At 60.8% G+C, this 16,274-nt stretch carries 15 protein-coding genes; 11 read left to right on the plus strand and 4 right to left on the minus strand.

Features of this window, described 5'->3' with window-relative positions; all coding sequences use genetic code 11:
* Positions 1 to 104: 104 nt before the first annotated feature.
* Entirely contained in the window at positions 105 to 2,051 is a 1,947-nt protein-coding gene (locus H8B20_RS19170; RefSeq protein ID WP_210624198.1) for a methyl-accepting chemotaxis protein, read from the minus strand.
* A 51-nt stretch (positions 2,052 to 2,102) separates the two neighbouring features.
* Positions 2,103 to 3,773 carry a diguanylate cyclase GcbA gene (gene gcbA, locus H8B20_RS19175; protein ID WP_047299544.1) on the minus strand — a complete coding sequence of 557 codons (1,671 nt, stop codon included), beginning with the start codon at positions 3,771 to 3,773 and terminating at the stop codon, positions 2,103 to 2,105.
* Between the two features lie 423 nt (positions 3,774 to 4,196).
* Between gcbA and H8B20_RS19180 the strand changes: the two genes are divergently transcribed.
* The 7 genes from H8B20_RS19180 (at position 4,197) to H8B20_RS19210 (ending at position 11,778) form a co-directional block, all read left to right on the plus strand.
* Positions 4,197 to 5,264: a DUF2333 family protein gene (locus H8B20_RS19180; protein ID WP_042557478.1), complete on the plus strand. Its 1,068-nt coding sequence runs from the start codon at positions 4,197 to 4,199 to the stop codon at positions 5,262 to 5,264.
* Positions 5,265 to 5,267: 3 nt separating this feature from the next.
* Complete coding sequence (locus H8B20_RS19185) at positions 5,268 to 5,825, plus strand: NUDIX hydrolase (RefSeq protein ID WP_210624199.1); 558 nt, start codon at positions 5,268 to 5,270, stop codon at positions 5,823 to 5,825.
* 187 nt (positions 5,826 to 6,012) lie between these two features.
* A complete protein-coding gene (locus tag H8B20_RS19190) occupies positions 6,013 to 6,384 on the plus strand; it encodes a translation initiation factor Sui1 (protein WP_016984929.1) in 372 nt (123 codons plus the stop codon).
* A 219-nt stretch (positions 6,385 to 6,603) separates the two neighbouring features.
* Positions 6,604 to 8,517: an arginine decarboxylase gene (gene speA, locus H8B20_RS19195; RefSeq protein WP_042557480.1), complete on the plus strand. Its 1,914-nt coding sequence runs from the start codon at positions 6,604 to 6,606 to the stop codon at positions 8,515 to 8,517.
* Positions 8,518 to 8,750: 233 nt separating this feature from the next.
* Positions 8,751 to 10,094 (plus strand): type VI secretion system Vgr family protein, encoded by a 1,344-nt coding sequence (locus tag H8B20_RS19200; protein ID WP_210624200.1) that lies wholly within the window; start codon positions 8,751 to 8,753, stop codon positions 10,092 to 10,094.
* Positions 10,091 to 10,885, plus strand: coding sequence for a DUF4123 domain-containing protein (locus H8B20_RS19205; protein ID WP_210624201.1), 795 nt, complete (start codon positions 10,091 to 10,093; stop codon positions 10,883 to 10,885). The genes H8B20_RS19200 and H8B20_RS19205 overlap by 4 nt, the downstream gene beginning before the upstream one ends.
* Before the next feature lie 17 nt (positions 10,886 to 10,902).
* Positions 10,903 to 11,778, plus strand: coding sequence for an alpha/beta hydrolase (locus H8B20_RS19210; RefSeq protein ID WP_210624202.1), 876 nt, complete (start codon positions 10,903 to 10,905; stop codon positions 11,776 to 11,778).
* Here the strand turns inward: H8B20_RS19210 and H8B20_RS19215 are convergent.
* Together H8B20_RS19215 and H8B20_RS19220 are read right to left on the minus strand one after the other, a co-directional pair.
* Complete coding sequence (locus H8B20_RS19215) at positions 11,772 to 13,121, minus strand: MATE family efflux transporter (RefSeq protein WP_210624203.1); 1,350 nt, start codon at positions 13,119 to 13,121, stop codon at positions 11,772 to 11,774. The two genes, H8B20_RS19210 and H8B20_RS19215, sit on opposite strands and share 7 nt — an antisense overlap.
* A 201-nt stretch (positions 13,122 to 13,322) precedes the next feature.
* Entirely contained in the window at positions 13,323 to 13,616 is a 294-nt protein-coding gene (locus tag H8B20_RS19220) for a hypothetical protein (RefSeq protein WP_042557485.1), read from the minus strand.
* A gap of 242 nt (positions 13,617 to 13,858) precedes the next feature.
* Between H8B20_RS19220 and H8B20_RS19225 the strand changes: the two genes are divergently transcribed.
* Genes H8B20_RS19225 through H8B20_RS19240 form a run of 4 tightly spaced genes read left to right on the plus strand, consistent with a single transcriptional unit; the run spans position 13,859 to position 16,128 of the window.
* Positions 13,859 to 14,161 (plus strand): nucleotide pyrophosphohydrolase, encoded by a 303-nt coding sequence (locus H8B20_RS19225; protein ID WP_210624204.1) that lies wholly within the window; start codon positions 13,859 to 13,861, stop codon positions 14,159 to 14,161.
* Positions 14,161 to 14,910, plus strand: a complete 750-nt coding sequence (locus H8B20_RS19230; protein ID WP_210624205.1) for a methyltransferase — start codon at positions 14,161 to 14,163, stop codon at positions 14,908 to 14,910. The genes H8B20_RS19225 and H8B20_RS19230 overlap by 1 nt, the downstream gene beginning before the upstream one ends.
* A gap of 12 nt (positions 14,911 to 14,922) precedes the next feature.
* Entirely contained in the window at positions 14,923 to 15,543 is a 621-nt protein-coding gene (locus tag H8B20_RS19235) for a DUF4136 domain-containing protein (RefSeq protein ID WP_200617007.1), read from the plus strand.
* Between the two features lie 27 nt (positions 15,544 to 15,570).
* Entirely contained in the window at positions 15,571 to 16,128 is a 558-nt protein-coding gene (locus H8B20_RS19240; RefSeq protein WP_042557488.1) for a DUF4136 domain-containing protein, read from the plus strand.
* Positions 16,129 to 16,274 lie beyond the last annotated feature (146 nt).

Consider the following 16,274-nt stretch of genomic DNA (forward strand, 5'->3'; position numbering starts at 1 on the left):
GTGCAGGAGCTGCCGAAGGCTGTGATCTTTTGACTTTTAAAGGCAAGATCAAAAGATCGTCCGATCGCGGCCCGAGCCTTCGGCAGCTCTGACAGGGAGTGTTGTCAAACGCGGAAGGCTTGCACGGCTGTGTGCAACTGCCCGCCCAATACCAGCAAGTTCTCACCCTGTTCGCGGCCCTGGCCGATACGCAGCAAGTTATCCCCACCCAACTGGTGAATCCGCTCACTGTGATCGCGAATCTCGCTGACCGCGCCACTTTGCTGCGCGGTGATATCGGCGATGCGGATCGCTGTCTCGGAAATGGTCTGGATCGCACCGACAATCTTGTCCAGCGCACCGTCCGCCGCTTGTGCCTGATTCGCCGTCGCTTCGGCGTGCTCGACTTGGGCACGCATGCCTTCGACCGATTGCCGCGCAGCGGTTTGCAGGCCGGCGATCAGGGTTTGAATTTCCGCCGTCGCCCCGGCCGTACGCTGCGCCAGGGAGCGCACTTCTTCAGCTACCACGGCAAACCCGCGGCCCATTTCCCCGGCGCGCGCCGCTTCTATCGCCGCGTTCAGTGCCAGCAGATTGGTCTGGTCGGCAATCGAGCGGATCACCGTCAGCACACCGCCAATGGTCGCTGACTCTTCAGCCAGGTGCTCGATCATCTGTGCATTGCCCTGCACTTCGCCGACCAAGGCGTGCAGGCCCGTGAGGCTCTGGCCGATGACGGTCTGACCATGCTCGACAGCCAAACCGGCATGGCGACTGGCATCGGCGGCCTGACGCGCGTCCCCGGCAACTTGCTGGATAGTCGCTTCCAGTTCGCCGAGCGAATCGCGAATCAGCGCGGTATCCCCGGCCTGATGTTCGGCGCCGCTGTGCAAGTCGTTGCTCAACTCGGCGAGGGTGCGACTGCTGCCCGCGACTTGTTCAGCGTTGCCGCGAATGGTCCCGACCAGATCCACCAGGTACGCGCGCAAGCGATTGAGCGAGGCTTCGATGTCGTGCAGTTCGCGGTTGGTCTTGCCCAGTTGAATGTCGCGACTGAAATCGCCGTCGGCCCAGACGGACAATGCCGGGGCGAGGTTGGTCAGGGTTCGCGCAAGACGCCGTTGCAGGGTGTCGATCAGCAGCGCAATCAGCAGAATCAGGCCGATCATCACGCCTTGCATCAGCCGCACTTCGCCCTGAATTTGCCCGTGCTGGGCACGGACCACCGGCTCCAGACCGGCGATGGCGTGTTGCACTGCAGCGATTTTCGCGTGGGTGGCAGTGCTGAGTTCGCTGCGTTTCTGGATTTGCTCGCGGGTGCGGGCAAGCTCTGCCGGGTAGCGACCGAGCAGGCTGTTGAGTTCACGTTTGAGGCCGACACCGGCATCCTCTGCGACGGTTTTTTCGCTGCTTTCGATGCCCATCAACGCCGCGAAGTCGTCGCTGCTCGATTCGTTGCTGGCCACTACACCCAGCAGGGGCAGGGCATCGATCAACTGTGCCTGAGTGCGGATATTGCTGACTTCGCGCTCAACGTCGACCGCCAGTTCACTGCGGCCGCTGCTGACCAGTTTGTCTCGCGCCAGCGAAAGTTTGCCCAAGTGCTGAGAGGCAGCAAGCAGCGGCGTCAGGTAGGCCGCGTTGCCGCTGGCATAGGCACTGAGCTGGTCGAGGCTGGCGCTCAATTCGCGCTCGGCCTGCAACAGCAATGCCTGCGGATCACCGGCCAGTTTGCCGGCGGCGAGTAAGTCGGTTTTGCTGAATTCATCGAGGCTCGACAGGCTCGGCCGCAAAGTATCGGCCAGCGCCGGCGGCAGTTCGTCGAGTTGTTTTTGTACGCTGTCGATGGCCTGACTGGCGCCGCTCAGGCGCAAGGCATCGCCGCTGGCGAGGTAGTCCTCGACGTTACGCGCCACCTCGTTCTGAAATTGCTGCGACAGCCCCAGATAACGCTCCATCAACAGATACGGGCGTTCCAGCGCTTTTTGCGACCACCACAGCGTGGCGCCGAGTGCGAGGCACACGGCGACCAGCAGCAGGGTATTAAGATTTGTGAGCAACTTCAGGCGCATGACAGCTACCAACGACAGAAATGGTAAGCGCCTGAATTTATTGCGGTTCTATTACAGGGTTATGACCGAATCGGTTGATTCCGATGAAAAGGTGGCACTTTGCTTTGACTCCCGCGCCTTTTGCACTCGATTACGCCCGCCATTCTTGGCGCGGTACAGCGCCTCGTCGGCCTGGCTGGCCATCATCAGGCTGTCGGAATCATCGCGCAGATCCACCACGCCGGCGCTGAAGGTGCACCACAAGTCATGAGGTTGTGCCGGGTAATGGATTTCGGCGAAACGCTGACGGATCTCGTCGAGCACCTTGTGTGCGGCTTCCATGTCAGTGTCGGGCATGACGATGGCGAACTCTTCGCCGCCGTAACGGCCGATGAAATCGGTTTTGCGCAAACGTTGCTTGAGAAACAGTGCAAGGCTCTTGATGACGCGGTCGCCCATCGGGTGGCCGTGGCTGTCGTTGACTCGTTTGAAGTGGTCGATGTCGAGCATGGCAAAGCTCAGCGGCTTGTTCTCGCGGCGGGCGCGGAACGAGCAATCTTCGAGCAGTTGCAGGATATGCGTGTGGTTATACAACCCGGTGAGGCTGTCGCGCACCATCCGTGCTTTCAAGTTGCGCGCGCGGGCAGCGCGGTTGCGCACGGTGGTGATCAGATGACGCGGCTTGATCGGTTTGGTCAGGAAGTCGTCGCCGCCCTCGCTCATGGCGTCGAGCTGCTTGTCCAGATCGTCCTCGGCCGACAGGTAAATGATCGGCACGCTGACATAGCGGTCGTTGTGGCGGATCACCTTGGCCAGTTCGGTGCCGGTGCAGGCTGGCATGTACATGTCGAGGATGATCAGGTCAGGCTGGAAATCCGCCAGTTCAGCCATGGCCTGAATCGGTTCGATCAAGGTGCGGGTCACGATCCCGGCGCTGTTGAGCAGGCGTTCGGTGTGCATGGCCTGGGCGCGGGAGTCATCGATGATCAGCACTTTATAAGGTTCGTACTGGGCGACGCAGGTCAGGACTTCGATCTTTTCCAGCAGGCTCGACGCTTCGAGGGTGCCGGTGAGGAATTCCTGGCCGCCGGCGCGTACTGCCGCGAGGCGTGTCGGGGTGTCGGTTTCGTGCAGGCTGAAAAACAGCAACGGCAACGGTTCCTCGAGACCGACCTGGGCTTCGGCAGCGAGTTTCAGGCCAACGCCGGCACCACTGAAATCCACGTCCATGACGATCGCGGCCGGCAAGCGCTCGACCATCGATGAGCGAAACGCCGCGACGCTGTCCAGCGACTGCGCGCTGAGGCCGAAGAATTCCAGTTGCTTGGCCAGCCGCTCGGCGCGGTCGTGATCCTGCAGCATCACGTAGATTGGTTTGCGCAGCGGAGGCAGGAAGGTCTGGTCGAGCTGATCGCCCTGGCGCAGGCCGGTACGCGACAAGCGCTGCATCAAACGATTGAGATCGGTGATCAAGCCACTGCTCAGGCGTCCACGATTGGCGTCCACTGCTTCCAGCGACTGACTGATGTGGCGCGCGAGCTGGGTGTGTTCCGGCTGTTCGAAGCGCTCGGCAAAGCGCAGCAGGCGCAGGTTGGCCTCGCTCAGTTCGGCGAGGTCGACGGTGGACCATTCACTGCGTTGCAGGCGCTGCCATATCTCAAGAATCTGACGTGCCTGATGAATTACCCGCTGGGCAAAGTGGTGCTTGAGACGCTCACGGCTGGGGTCTTCTGGCTCGGTCATATCCTGACTACTAGTTAGGGTGCATGCTGAGATCGACTGGTGGCTCTATGCTAGCACCTCTTTTCCCTTAGACGAGTGTCGCACGTCAATAATCTGTAATGCGTCACTATTCAGTTTCTGACCGAGTGGTTTTGTTTTCGGCCTGGACGTCGGCAAAGTCCCCGCAAGCAGGGCACCTTAATATATAGCGGCTAACATTTCAGGCAACTCTGTGCGTCTCACCTCAATAGGGCGAAACGGCGTATTAACGGCTCTGCGTCGAAATAGCAGGTGAATGGCATCAGGGATTCCCTTAGACCTGACGGATGCGTCGAGCGCCTGCACCATTTGCGGCATATCTTCACTCGCAGGTGCCCGGCCTTGGCACGTTGTTGTATGGTTGTGGTCGAACCGTCGACCCCTAGTGATTGAAAGGATATCGCCATGCTGGACTGGAAAAACCGCGCGGGCGCCGCGCCTGAACGTGCCGCCGAGCCCAAATCGGCCGCCCGCAGCTATGTCGGCGGGCTGTTGTTCAGCCGTGCGTTGGCCACTCTGCTCGGTATTTATTTGTTAGTGACCATTGGCCTGGGCTGGTACTGGAGCCAGGAGCCGGCGTTATTTCCGGTGGCGCAAAACGCGCAAGTGGCCGCCGAGAAAGAAGGCAAGCAGATGGTGATCGGCTACACCACAGTCGAAACCCTGAAGTCCGTGGCCGGCACATTGCTCGACAAGCCGGGCGGTTACATTTCCAACGACCGTTTTCCCCCTGGCCTGTGGATGGACAACACGCCGAGCTGGGAATACGGCGTACTGGTGCAGGTCCGTGACCTGACCCGCGCCTTGCGCAAAGACTTCGCCCGTTCGCAATCGCAGTCGGCCGAAGACTCCGATCTGGCCAAGGCCGAACCGCGCTTCAACTTCGACAACAAGAGCTGGATCCTGCCGTCGAGTGAGTCCGAGTATCAGGAAGGCATCAACTCCCTGAGCCGCTATCAGGCGCGCCTGTCTGACCCAGCGCAGAAAAACGCGCTGTTTTACGCACGCGCTGACAACCTCAACAACTGGCTCGGCGATGTCGGCACGCGTCTGGGTTCGCTGTCGCAACGGCTGTCGGCCAGTGTTGGTCGGGTGAAACTCAACACTGCGCTGAAAACCGAAGTTCCGGCTGTCGGCGAAGTACCGCAGCTTGACGAAGAAGTCGTCGAAACCCCGTGGATGCAGATCGACAACGTGTTCTACGAAGCGCGCGGCCAGGCCTGGGCACTGTCGCACTTGCTGCGTGCCATCGAAGTCGACTTCGCCGATGTGCTGGCGAAGAAGAACGCCACGGTCAGCGTGCGTCAGATCATCCGTGAGCTGGAAGCATCGCAAGAGCCAGTGTGGAGCCCGATGATTCTCAACGGCAGCGGCTTCGGCGTATTGGCCAACCACTCGCTGGTCATGGCCAACTATATTTCCCGGGCCAACGCGGCAGTCATCGACTTGCGTCAACTGCTCAACCAGGGCTGATACATGAGTCAGAACGCCAAAGAGGCGGCCCATCGCGCCGCCTCGGATGCCGAACAGATCGCCTGGGTCGACGAGCAGGACAACCTGCTCGGTGCCCTGGTGCGTGCCGATCTGCGTGAACGCGGGCTGATCGGTCGCGGCACTTACATCATGTTGTTCAATTCCGCCGGTGAGCTTTGTGTGCACCGGCGAACCTTGAGCAAGGCGATCTACCCCGGTTACTGGGACGTGGCGGCGGGCGGCATGGTGCAGGCCCACGAAAGCTATGCCGAGTCGGCTGCCCGTGAGCTGGCGGAAGAGTTGGGGGTCAGCGGTGTGGAACTCACCGCTCACGATCATTTTTACTTCGAGGACACCGGCAATCTTCTGTGGTGTTCGGCGTTTTCCGCCGTGTGGGACGGCCCGCTGAAACTGCAGCCGGAAGAAGTCCTGGAAGCGCGCTTTATTCCGGTCGAACAGGTCATGCAGGAAATCCGGCAAAAGCCTTATTGCCCGGACTCTCTGGCCGCTTTGAAGCGCTATCTGAAGGCGCAGCAAAGCGACGTCGCAAAGAACACATAAATTGGCGCTGATTGGCACTTAGCAATTGGCTTTTTTGCCGTTACACTGCGCGACCTTTTCAAGCTGCACCGACCTGCTTTTGTTGAAGCGCCGGTGCAGTAGCGCTGCCCCTGCCTGAGTGGGGCTTCGCGGTCGATAACCTTGCCCAAGGTTGCGATCAGTCTTTGTCCTCCCAAGAGGATTGCCGGTGGCCAAAAAAGCCGCATCCTTCGCCGCCCTTGGCGGTCTGGTATTTTCCACCGACGCAGGTCGTCATTGCCCGGAATGCAGTCAGCCGGTGGACGCCTGTATCTGCAAACAAACCGTGATCCCTGCCGGTGACGGCATTGCCCGCGTGCGTCGCGAGAGCAAGGGCCGGGGCGGCAAGACGGTGACCACCATCACCGGCGTGCCACTGGCCGAAGACGCGCTCAAGGAGCTGGCGACAACGTTGAAGAAACGTTGCGGCACCGGCGGGGCGTTGAAGGACGGGATCATCGAAATCCAGGGCGATCATGTCGAGCTACTCTTGGCGGAACTGATCAAGCACGGTTTCAAAGCGAAGAAATCCGGCGGCTAGCAGCCTCTGTGAAAGCCACCAGCGGCTTGATCCGGAGCTGAACAGGTTCAGCTCCGGCGTCGTCTCCATGGTTTTCACAGAGCCTGTTCATGACCGGTTTCTAAACTCCACGCGGTCAGCGCGGTCTACCGCCGCGCTGACGAACCGTCATTTTCATACTTTAGACTGCGCCGGCCTGAGATCAGGCGACGCACTATGACTTCTTTATAGGGGACTTCGATGTCCGTACGACGCACACGCAAAGACGATGGCAGCCAATGGACAGTTGCGGACAGCCGCAGTGTTTACGGGATTCGCCATTGGGGGGCCGGGTATTTCGCGATCAATGACGCCGGTCGCGTCGAAGTTCGTCCGAACGGCCCGAGCAGCTCGCCTATCGACCTGTTCGAGCAAGTCGACCAACTGCGCAAAAGCGGTTTGTCCTTGCCGTTGCTGGTTCGTTTTCCCGACATCCTGCAAGACCGTGTACGCCAGCTGACCGGCGCCTTCGATGCGAACATTGAGCGTCTGGAATACCAGAGCAAGTACACCGCGTTGTACCCGATCAAGGTTAACCAGCAAGAAGCGGTGATCGAGAACATCATCGCCACCAAGGACGTCTCCATTGGTCTGGAAGCCGGCTCCAAGCCGGAACTGCTGGCCGTGCTGGCGCTGGCGCCGAAGGGCGGCACCATCGTCTGCAACGGTTACAAGGACCGCGAGTTCATCCGCCTGGCACTGATGGGTCAGAAGCTCGGCCACAACGTGTTCATCGTGATCGAGAAAGAGTCCGAAGTTGCGCTCGTGATCGAAGAAGCGGCCTCGCTCAAGGTCAAGCCACAGGTCGGCTTGCGCGTGCGTCTGTCGTCGCTGGCTTCGTCGAAGTGGGCGGACACTGGCGGCGAGAAATCCAAATTCGGTCTGTCGGCAGCGCAATTGCTGTCGGTGGTCGAGCGCTTCCGCGCGGCCGGTCTGGATCAGGGCATCCGCCTGCTGCACTTCCACATGGGCTCGCAGATTGCCAACCTGGCTGACTATCAGCACGGCTTCAAGGAAGCGATCCGTTACTACGGCGAGCTGCGCAATCTCGGTCTGCCGGTCGATCACATCGACGTCGGTGGCGGTCTGGGTGTCGACTACGACGGCACGCACTCGCGCAACGCCAGTTCGATCAACTACGACATGGACGATTACGCCGGTGTCGTGGTCGGCATGCTCAAGGAATTCTGCGACGCGCAGAGCCTGCCGCATCCGCACATCTTCTCCGAAAGCGGCCGCTCGCTGACCGCGCACCACGCCATGCTGGTGGTGCAGGTGACTGACGTCGAGAAGCACAACGACGAGATCCCGAAGATCGAAAACAAGGAGTCGCTGCCGGAAACCGTGCAGTGGCTGGTTGACCTGCTCGGCCCGACCGACATTGAAATGGTTACCGAAACCTACTGGCGCGCCACCCACTACATGAGCGACGTGGCCGCGCAGTACGCCGATGGCAAGCTGACCCTGGCTGAAAAAGCCTTGGCCGAGCAGTGCTATTTCGCCGTGTGCCGCCGCCTGCATAACTCTCTGAAGGCCCGTCAGCGTTCGCACCGTCAGGTGCTCGACGAGCTCAACGACAAGCTGGCCGACAAGTACATCTGCAACTTCTCGGTATTCCAGAGCCTGCCGGACACCTGGGCGATCGATCAGGTCCTGCCAATCATCCCGCTGCACCGTCTCGACGAAGAGCCGCTGCGCCGCGCGGTGCTGCAGGATCTGACCTGCGACTCTGACGGCAAGATCAACCAGTACGTCGACGAGCAGAGCATCGAGACCAGCCTGCCTGTGCACGGCTTGAACGAAGGCGAGGACTATCTGTTGGGCGTGTTCCTGGTCGGCGCCTATCAGGAAATCCTCGGCGACATGCACAACCTGTTCGGTGACACCGATTCGGTGAACATCTATCAGAACGCCGATGGCAGCGTGTACCACGCCGGCATCGAAACCCACGACACCATCGAAGACATGCTGCGTTATGTGCACTTGTCGCCGGAAGAGCTGATGACCCACTACCGCGACAAGTGCGCCAGTGCCCGCATCAGTGCCAGCGAGCGCACACAATTTCTCGATGCCTTGCGTCTGGGCCTGACCCGCTCCTCCTACCTGTCTTCCTGAGACCAGGTTGCTGTCTCGCCGGGTTGTCTGAAATTTTCCCCATTACTGTGGAAATTTCGGATAGCCCGGTGGGAAATATCCCAAAATCTTCGCGATATGTTTGCCTATCCCGGTCAGCAAAGTCATCCGGTCTGCTTTTCGCGTAGGTCATTTCCTAAGTTGTACTTCAGCTCTCTACTCGGCCATGGCTCTCGGCGAGAATCCCCGACCGCCCCTCCTGTAGAGATCTGCCTATGTTCGATCCAGTCAACGAGTCGTCGTTTCGTCTCGATGTAGCGGGCCTGTCCGACCCTTTCGAAGTCCTGGCCTTTACCGGTAGCGAAGCCCTCAACGAACCTTTTGCGTTCGAAATCGATGTGTTGATCGACGATCCGCAACTGGACCTCGCCGGCCTGCTTTATCGTTCGGCGTTCCTCCGTTTCGGACCGTCGGGGGAGGGCGTGCACGGGCAGTTGCAGAGCCTTGTCCAGCATGAGCACGGACACGGTTCGCGGTTGAGCCGGATCCGTCTGGGAGCGAAACTCGCTTGCCTTGATCTGCGCATCAGTCAGCGGATCTTCAGCGGCCGCTCGGTGCCACAGATTATCGAGCAGGTGCTCAGGGAACACGGGATCGTCGGTGCCCAGCGACGCTTCGAATTGCGTGGCGACTACCCGGCCCGCACGTTCTGCACGCAATACCGCGAATCGGATCTGCAACTGCTGCAACGCTTGTGCACACAGGCGGGTATTCACTATTTCTTCGAGCATGCGCACAACAGGCATTGCCTGGTGTTCGGCGATGATCCGGCGCATTTTCCGCTGACTGGCGCCGCGCTGTATCAAGGTGAAGAAGACGGCAAAAGTACCTGTCCTGCGGTGCACCTTTGGCAGTTGCATGAAGCGATGCAGGCTGGCTCGCAAGGCTTGCGGCAGGCAACAAATGCCGAAGGACGCAGTGATCTTGCGGCGTTGCGCTGCGGGCATTGGCTGCGCCTGGTCGGGCATCCTTTCCCCGAATGCAATCGGCAATGGTTGTTGACCCGAATCGAACACAGCGCTGATCTTTCCCTTGAATTGCCGTATGCCAACCGGTTGTTTGCCGCCGCGCAGTTACCCTCATCGGCTCCGTCGCGCTTGCGCATGCACAGCCTGCAAAGGGCCTGGGTGGTGACGGTAGACGAACCGCAACCCGACCGATTCAGGCCGGTGGCGGTGCAGTTCGACTGGCTCTATCAGGGCGAAGGTGCGGCGCCGAGTCATTGTTGGCTGCCGCTCGCGCCGGCCTTGGCCGAAGCACCTTTGCAGGCGTTGGGCGATGGCGTCGAAGTGGTGGTGAGCTTCTTTGAGGGTGACCCGGATCAGCCAATGATCAGCGGCGTTTTACAGTCGTCAGTCGCTGCTGTGCAAAACAGCGATGCGCCAACGCCGCCGCTGCCGGAGAGCCTGGCGAGTGAAGGCTTGCAGCAAATGCTGACGTCAGGCGAACCATTGCTTTTGTTGTGCCTGATCCCAGGGGGCGGCAGTTTCAACCACTGCACAGAGGCGGTTTGCAGTTGTCGGCTGGTCACCACGCTTGAACAGAGCCGCGCAAGATGAGCGGCGTGGCGCTTGAGCCGATAGCGCAGTGGCTGTTGCTCGACGGCGCGGACGCAGCGCGGGCCTTGACGACGCTGCGCCAGGGTTTCGCCGCGTTGCCGAGTTTCAAGCTGTTCGACGGCACCGAGTTTGAGCCGGTCAGTGAACACGGTCCCGTGCTTGTCGATATGCGCGACAGCCCGGCGCTGGCGTCGTTGTGTCACACCGATCCGGACACCTGGCGCGGGCTTTTGATGGACAGTGAAGTATCGCCCCGGGAACTGCTGAGCCACTTGCAACGCATGCTCACGGTTTCGTTCGGGATGAGCCATCGGGCCCTGCTCAGCTATTACAACCGCCAGACCGCGAGCTATTTTTTCGACGCCTGCGACGCCGCGGAACTGAGTCGCTGGCTCGGGCCTATCCGCCTGTTGCACTGGTTCGGTGGCACCTGGGCCGATCGCGCTATCGGCAGTCAGGGCTGGCAGCAGTTGCGTAATCCGGGTCTGGCCGTGGAGCCGTTGAGCGTCGAAGAAAGCCTTACCCGGCGACAGTGCGAACGCCTGCAAACCTGCCTGCTGGAGCAACACATCTGGCGCTGGTGCCAATCGTTGGGAACCGATTACGCGGCGATGGCCTCCCATGTTCAACAAGGCCTGGCGTTGGGCTTCAGCGACCGCACCGTGCTCGAAGGCTGGTTGTGGCTACGCTTGCAGCATCCGCGTGCAGTGCTGGTGCCGCCACCGCAGGATTTGACTCAGCAAGAGCGGCTCGACCATCTGCGGCGCCAATGGCGCAGCGATCAAATTTGACCTGAGGTTCGGCGCGTATGGCAGGTTTTTTCCGGCAAGGATTCGGTGCAATGTTCGGCGGTTTGTTGCTGTTGGTGTTGAGTGCCTGTTCGCCGGTCAAGCTGCTCAATGCGCTGACCCCGGACAGCACGTTCGACAAAACCACCGGTATTGCTTATGGCGACGATCCACGGCAAAAACTTGATGTGTACGTGCCTCGCCACGCTTTGCCCGACGCGCCGGTCGTGGTGTTTTTCTACGGCGGCAGTTGGAACAGCGGTGCACGCGAGGACTACAACTTTGTTGGCGAGGCGTTGGCGTCGCGGGGCATTGTCGCGGTTGTGGCGGATTATCGGCTGTATCCGCAGGTGCGTTATCCATTGTTTCTGCAGGACGCTGCGCGGGCGGTGGCATGGACCAAGGCGAACATCCGCGAGTTTTCCGGCAATCCGCAGCGTTTGTACCTGATGGGGCACAGCTCGGGTGGCTACAACGCGGCGATGCTGGCACTGGACGGCGATCTGCTCGCTGCGGCCGGCATGTCCCCCAAGGACCTGCGCGGCTGGATCGGTCTAGCCGGGCCGTACGACTTTTTGCCGATCGAGAACCCCGCTGTGCGTCCGGTGTTTTTCTGGCCGGACTCGCCGCCGCAGTCGCAGCCGATCAATCATGTCAGTCGCGATGCGCCGCCCGCGCTGCTGATCGCGGCGAGCAAGGATGATCTGGTCAACCCGACGCGCAACACCGGCGGCCTGGCGCACGAACTGCGCGCGGCCGGGGTGCCGGTGCAGGATTTCTACTATTCGCGGCCCAATCACATAACGCTGGTGGCGACGCTGTCGCGACCGTTGCGTGGACTGGCGCCGGTGCTTGATCAAGTGGTCGGCTTCATCAAGCACACGCCGACTCAGTGAGCGGCGCCGGTGAACCAGCCGTCGTTGCGCTTCAGCCACCAGGCTTGCGCACCGAGGGTCAGGCTGCGCAGCACCATGAACAGCAGGAACGTTATCCACAGGCCATGGTTGCCCAAACCTTGCAGCGCCCAGGCGAACGGTATGAGCAAAATCACCGTCACGAGCATGCCGTTGCGCATTTCCCGGGCCCGGGTGGCGCCGATAAACAGGCCGTCGAGCAGGTAGCTCCATACCGCAACCAATGGCAGCACGGCGAGGTAGGGCAGGTAGACGAACGCGGTGTCGCGTACATTCTGGATGTCGGTTTGCATCTCGATGAACAAGTGCCCGGCCAAGAGAAACAGCAGGGCAAAGCCGAGACTGGCGATCAGTGACCACCCACCGGCAACCACCAGTGAACGGCGCAAGGCCAAGCGGTCACGGGCACCGATGGCGTGTCCGCACAGCGCTTCGACCGCATGAGCCAGACCATCCAGAGCATGGGCGGTCAGCAACAAGCCATTGAGCAACAGCGCGTTGGCGGCGACCGTCGCATCACCGAGCCGCGCACCTTGCACCGTGATCAGGAAAAACACCGATTGCAGCGCCAGGCTGCGGATGAAGATATCGCGATTGACCGCCAGCAGCGGTCGCCAGCTCTGCCACACCTTCAGCGCGGCCCAGGCGATGTGCCCGGGATAGGCGCGCAACGCTTTGCGGGTCAGCAGCAAGCCGAGCAGGGCGCCGCTCCATTCGGCGATGACCGAGGCCCGAGCGGAACCGACCACGCCCCAGTCCAGGCCGATGACGAACCAAAGATTGAGGACGATGTTGATCAGGTTGGTCGTCAGCAGAATCGCCAGCGGCGCCCGCGCGTTCTGGGTGCCGAGGAACCAGCCGACCAGCGCATAACTGGCCAGCGCGGCGGGCAGGCCGAACAACCGGGTGTGGAAGAACTCGCGAGTGAGCTGATCAAGCTCCGCCGACGGCTGCATGAAATGCAACGCCACGCCGCTCAGCGGAACGCCCAGAGTGCCGAGTACCAGCGCCAGTCCCATTGCCAGCAGCAAACCTTGCAACAGAATCTGCCGCAGCGCCGCACCATCACTGCGCCCGGCCGCTTGTGCGGCGAATCCGGTGGTACCCATGCGCAGGAAGCCCATGGCCCAGGCGAGAAAGGTATAGAGACTGGAGCCGACAGCCACCGCGCCCAGTTGATGGGCTTGGGGCAAGTGGCCGATGACGGTGCTATCGACCAGCGCTACCAGCGGCACGGAAATATTGGAAAGGATCATGGGCGCCGCGAGCGTCCAGACCTTGCGGTGAGTCGGGCGGTCGCGCCAGTCGGCAATCAGGTTGGACATGCGGGCTCCTTGGGGGAGCGGGGATTGTAGCGCTAGAAGCACCCTCACCCCAGCTCTCTCCCGGAGGGAGAGGGGGCAGATCTCCGTCGTTTGCAAAATTTGAGTTCGGCTCGGTATTTCATGTCGGCGTATAGCCGCAGAACACCACGGTCAGTCCCCTCTCCCTCCGGGAGAGGGTTAGGGTGAGGGGCTTCTAGAGGTCTAGTGAATAATCCAGCTCAACAACCACAACCCCAGCAACAACCAGATAATCCCGGCAATGATCGACGCATTCATGAACGCACGGATCGCCGACCACAGCAGCATCAAGCCGACAATCAGGGCAATGATGCTGATGATCGAAGTGTCCATCCCCAGCGTCCTGGCCAGGCCGTCGACAAAGTTGCCACCGGCGTTGCTCAGTATGTTGAACAAACCACTGAGGCCATCGACGATAAAGCGGATGACCGCACCGAGTGCCTGGCCGAGCCATCCGAAAAAGCTTTCTACCTGCATGTGTGCATCCTGATGAAAGAGCTGAGCCTTGGGCCACAACGCAGGTGGCCGAGTTCCCTGCAACTATAGAGGGTTGCACGGTTCCTGTGGGAGCGAGCCTGCTCGCGAAGGCGTCGTTTCAGGTAAATCAATGTTGGATGACCCAACGCTTTCGCGAGCAGGCTCGCTCCCACAAAAGCACCGCATGTTCGCTTGCGTTCAGTCGCCTTCCCCCCGAAGCTATACGGCTTCAGGAGAATCCGATGAACCTTGTTGAACTGACCGAACGCCTGCACGCCATTCGCGATCGCAATGACTGGCGGCAATTTCACAGCCCGAAAAACCTTGCCATGGCCGCCAGCGTCGAGATGTCCGAACTGGTGGAGATCTTCCAGTGGCTGACGGAAGACCAGTCGCGCCAGTTGTCGGCGGACAAACTCGCCCACGCCGGGCAGGAAGTGGGTGACATCGTCTTGTATCTGTTACTGCTGTGCAGCGAGTTGGGGGTGGACATGAATGAAGTGGTGCGCAGCAAACTCGCCGACAGCGAACGGCGGTTCAGCTGATGAGCGACCGGCATTTCGATCAGTTGGCGACGCGTTTCGCCGAAAAAATCTATGGCGGCGCCAAAGGTGCCATTCGCCTCGCGGTGTTGCAGGCTGACCTTGCCGAAGCGCTGCCGGATCGCCCGTTGCGGGTGCTCGATATCGGTGGTGGTCTGGGGCACATGTCGCTATGGCTGGCAGAGCGTGGGCACGATGTGACCTTTACCGAGCCGGCCGAGCCGATGCTGGAAGGCGCCCGCCAGCGCTTTGCCGAAGCGGGGCAAGCGGCGACATTCATTCAGGCGCCGTGGCAGGAACTGTCCGGCCAGCTCACTGAACCCTATGACCTGGTGATCTGCCACGCCGTGCTTGAATGGCTGGCCGAACCCCACGCGATTTTGCCGGTGCTGCATCAGTTGACCAAGCCCGGTGGCTGGTTGTCGCTGGCGTTCTACAACCGCGATGCGCTGATTTATCGCAATCTGCTCAAGGGCCATTTCAAGAAGATGCGCAAGAACGTCATGGCTGGCGAAAAGCAGAGCCTGACCCCGCAGCAGCCCCTTGACCCGCGAGAACTTGCAACGCAACTCGAAGGCTTGTGGCAGGTCGAAAGCCAGAGCGGAGTGCGGGTTTTCCACGATTTCATGCCGGTGGAATTCCAGGCCCGCGTCGAACTCGCGGATTTACTCGAGATGGAGCTCGCCCACCGTCGTCACCCAAGCTTCGCCGGGCTTGGGCGTTACTTGCACTGGATCTGCCGGCCGATCTGATCGGAGCGCGACATGAAAGCTCAATCCGGGTTATTGCTGATCTGTCTGGGGTTGGCTGCCTGCCAGGGCAGCAATCCGTATGTGGCGCAGTCGCGGCCCTTGCCACCGGCGCCGCCGCAAGCTGCCAACACGTTTGACCGCAGTGCCTATCCGGCGCCACCGCGTGATTATGGACGCTACCGCAGTTGGGCCTGGCTCAACGGGCAATTGCCGCCGGGCACTGCGTGGGCGGATTCGGCGCAAGTGGCCGAAGCGGTGAGCAATGCGCTGGATCAGCGTGGTTTACGGCCGTTGCACGACAATCGCCCGGCGGACCTTTTCGTAACCGCCGACCTGCGCCTGGAAACCCGCTTGCGTCAGGAACGGGACGATTACGGCTACTACGGTGGATACGGCGGGTACGGCAGCCATGATCGTTACGGACGCGGTTACGGCATGTACAACACTGTGCCGATCGTCCGTACCTATCAGGAACAGGTCGTGGTGGTGCGGGTCGATCTGTTCGATGCCGGGACCGGTCAACCGGTGTGGAGCGCCAGCGCCGAAACCGCCAACAAGGGCAGCCAGATCGACCGCACTGATGCGATTCGCGAGGCTGTGGAAAAGGCCATGTCGGCGTATCCTCCGAGTTAGCTTCCTGCCTACGAGTGGAGAAAACCCATGTTCCGCCGTCTCGCTTTACTGGCCATGGCCGCGCTGCTCAGCGCCTGCGCCTCGAACCAGGTCAACCATGACTTTGATGCCAGCCGCGACTTCGCTGCCTATCGCAGCTGGAGCTGGAAAGATCCGGCCCTGCAATATCGCCCGGATGATCCACGGATCAAGAGCGACCTGACCGAACAAAGGATTCGTCAGGCGGTGACCGATCAGCTCGATCAACGTGGTTTGCGTCCCGCTGCGGCAGGCGTGAAGGGTGACCTGAACGTGCAGACTTACTTGATTGTCGAGGATCGCCAGCAGCAAGTGACGACCAACTACGGCGGCGGTTGGGGTGGCCCATGGAATGGTTATTGGGGCGCGCCGATGTACAACGAAACCCGCAACATCACCTACAAGGTCGCGACCATCCAGGTCGACCTGCTCGATGGCAAGGACGGCAAACTGGTGTGGCGTGGCAGCGATGAGCAGATGCTCGCCAGCAGGCCGAATCCAGAGGACCGCAGCAGCGCCATACGCGAGACAGTCGCGCGCATCCTCGCGAACTATCCCCCGCGCTAAAACCTGCCAAGTATGGGGGCCACTGAGCTCCCATTTTTTTGCGGTGCCGTTAGTTTATGGCGCGATGCCAGCAGTCTGGTCCAGCCCCGTCTACACTCAAATCCACCTATGGAGGTTGCGCTCGGCGGTGCGCCGGCAAAGGAGTG

This window comes from Pseudomonas sp. P42, assembly GCF_017973755.1.
GTDB classification, from domain to species: domain Bacteria; phylum Pseudomonadota; class Gammaproteobacteria; order Pseudomonadales; family Pseudomonadaceae; genus Aquipseudomonas; species Aquipseudomonas iridis.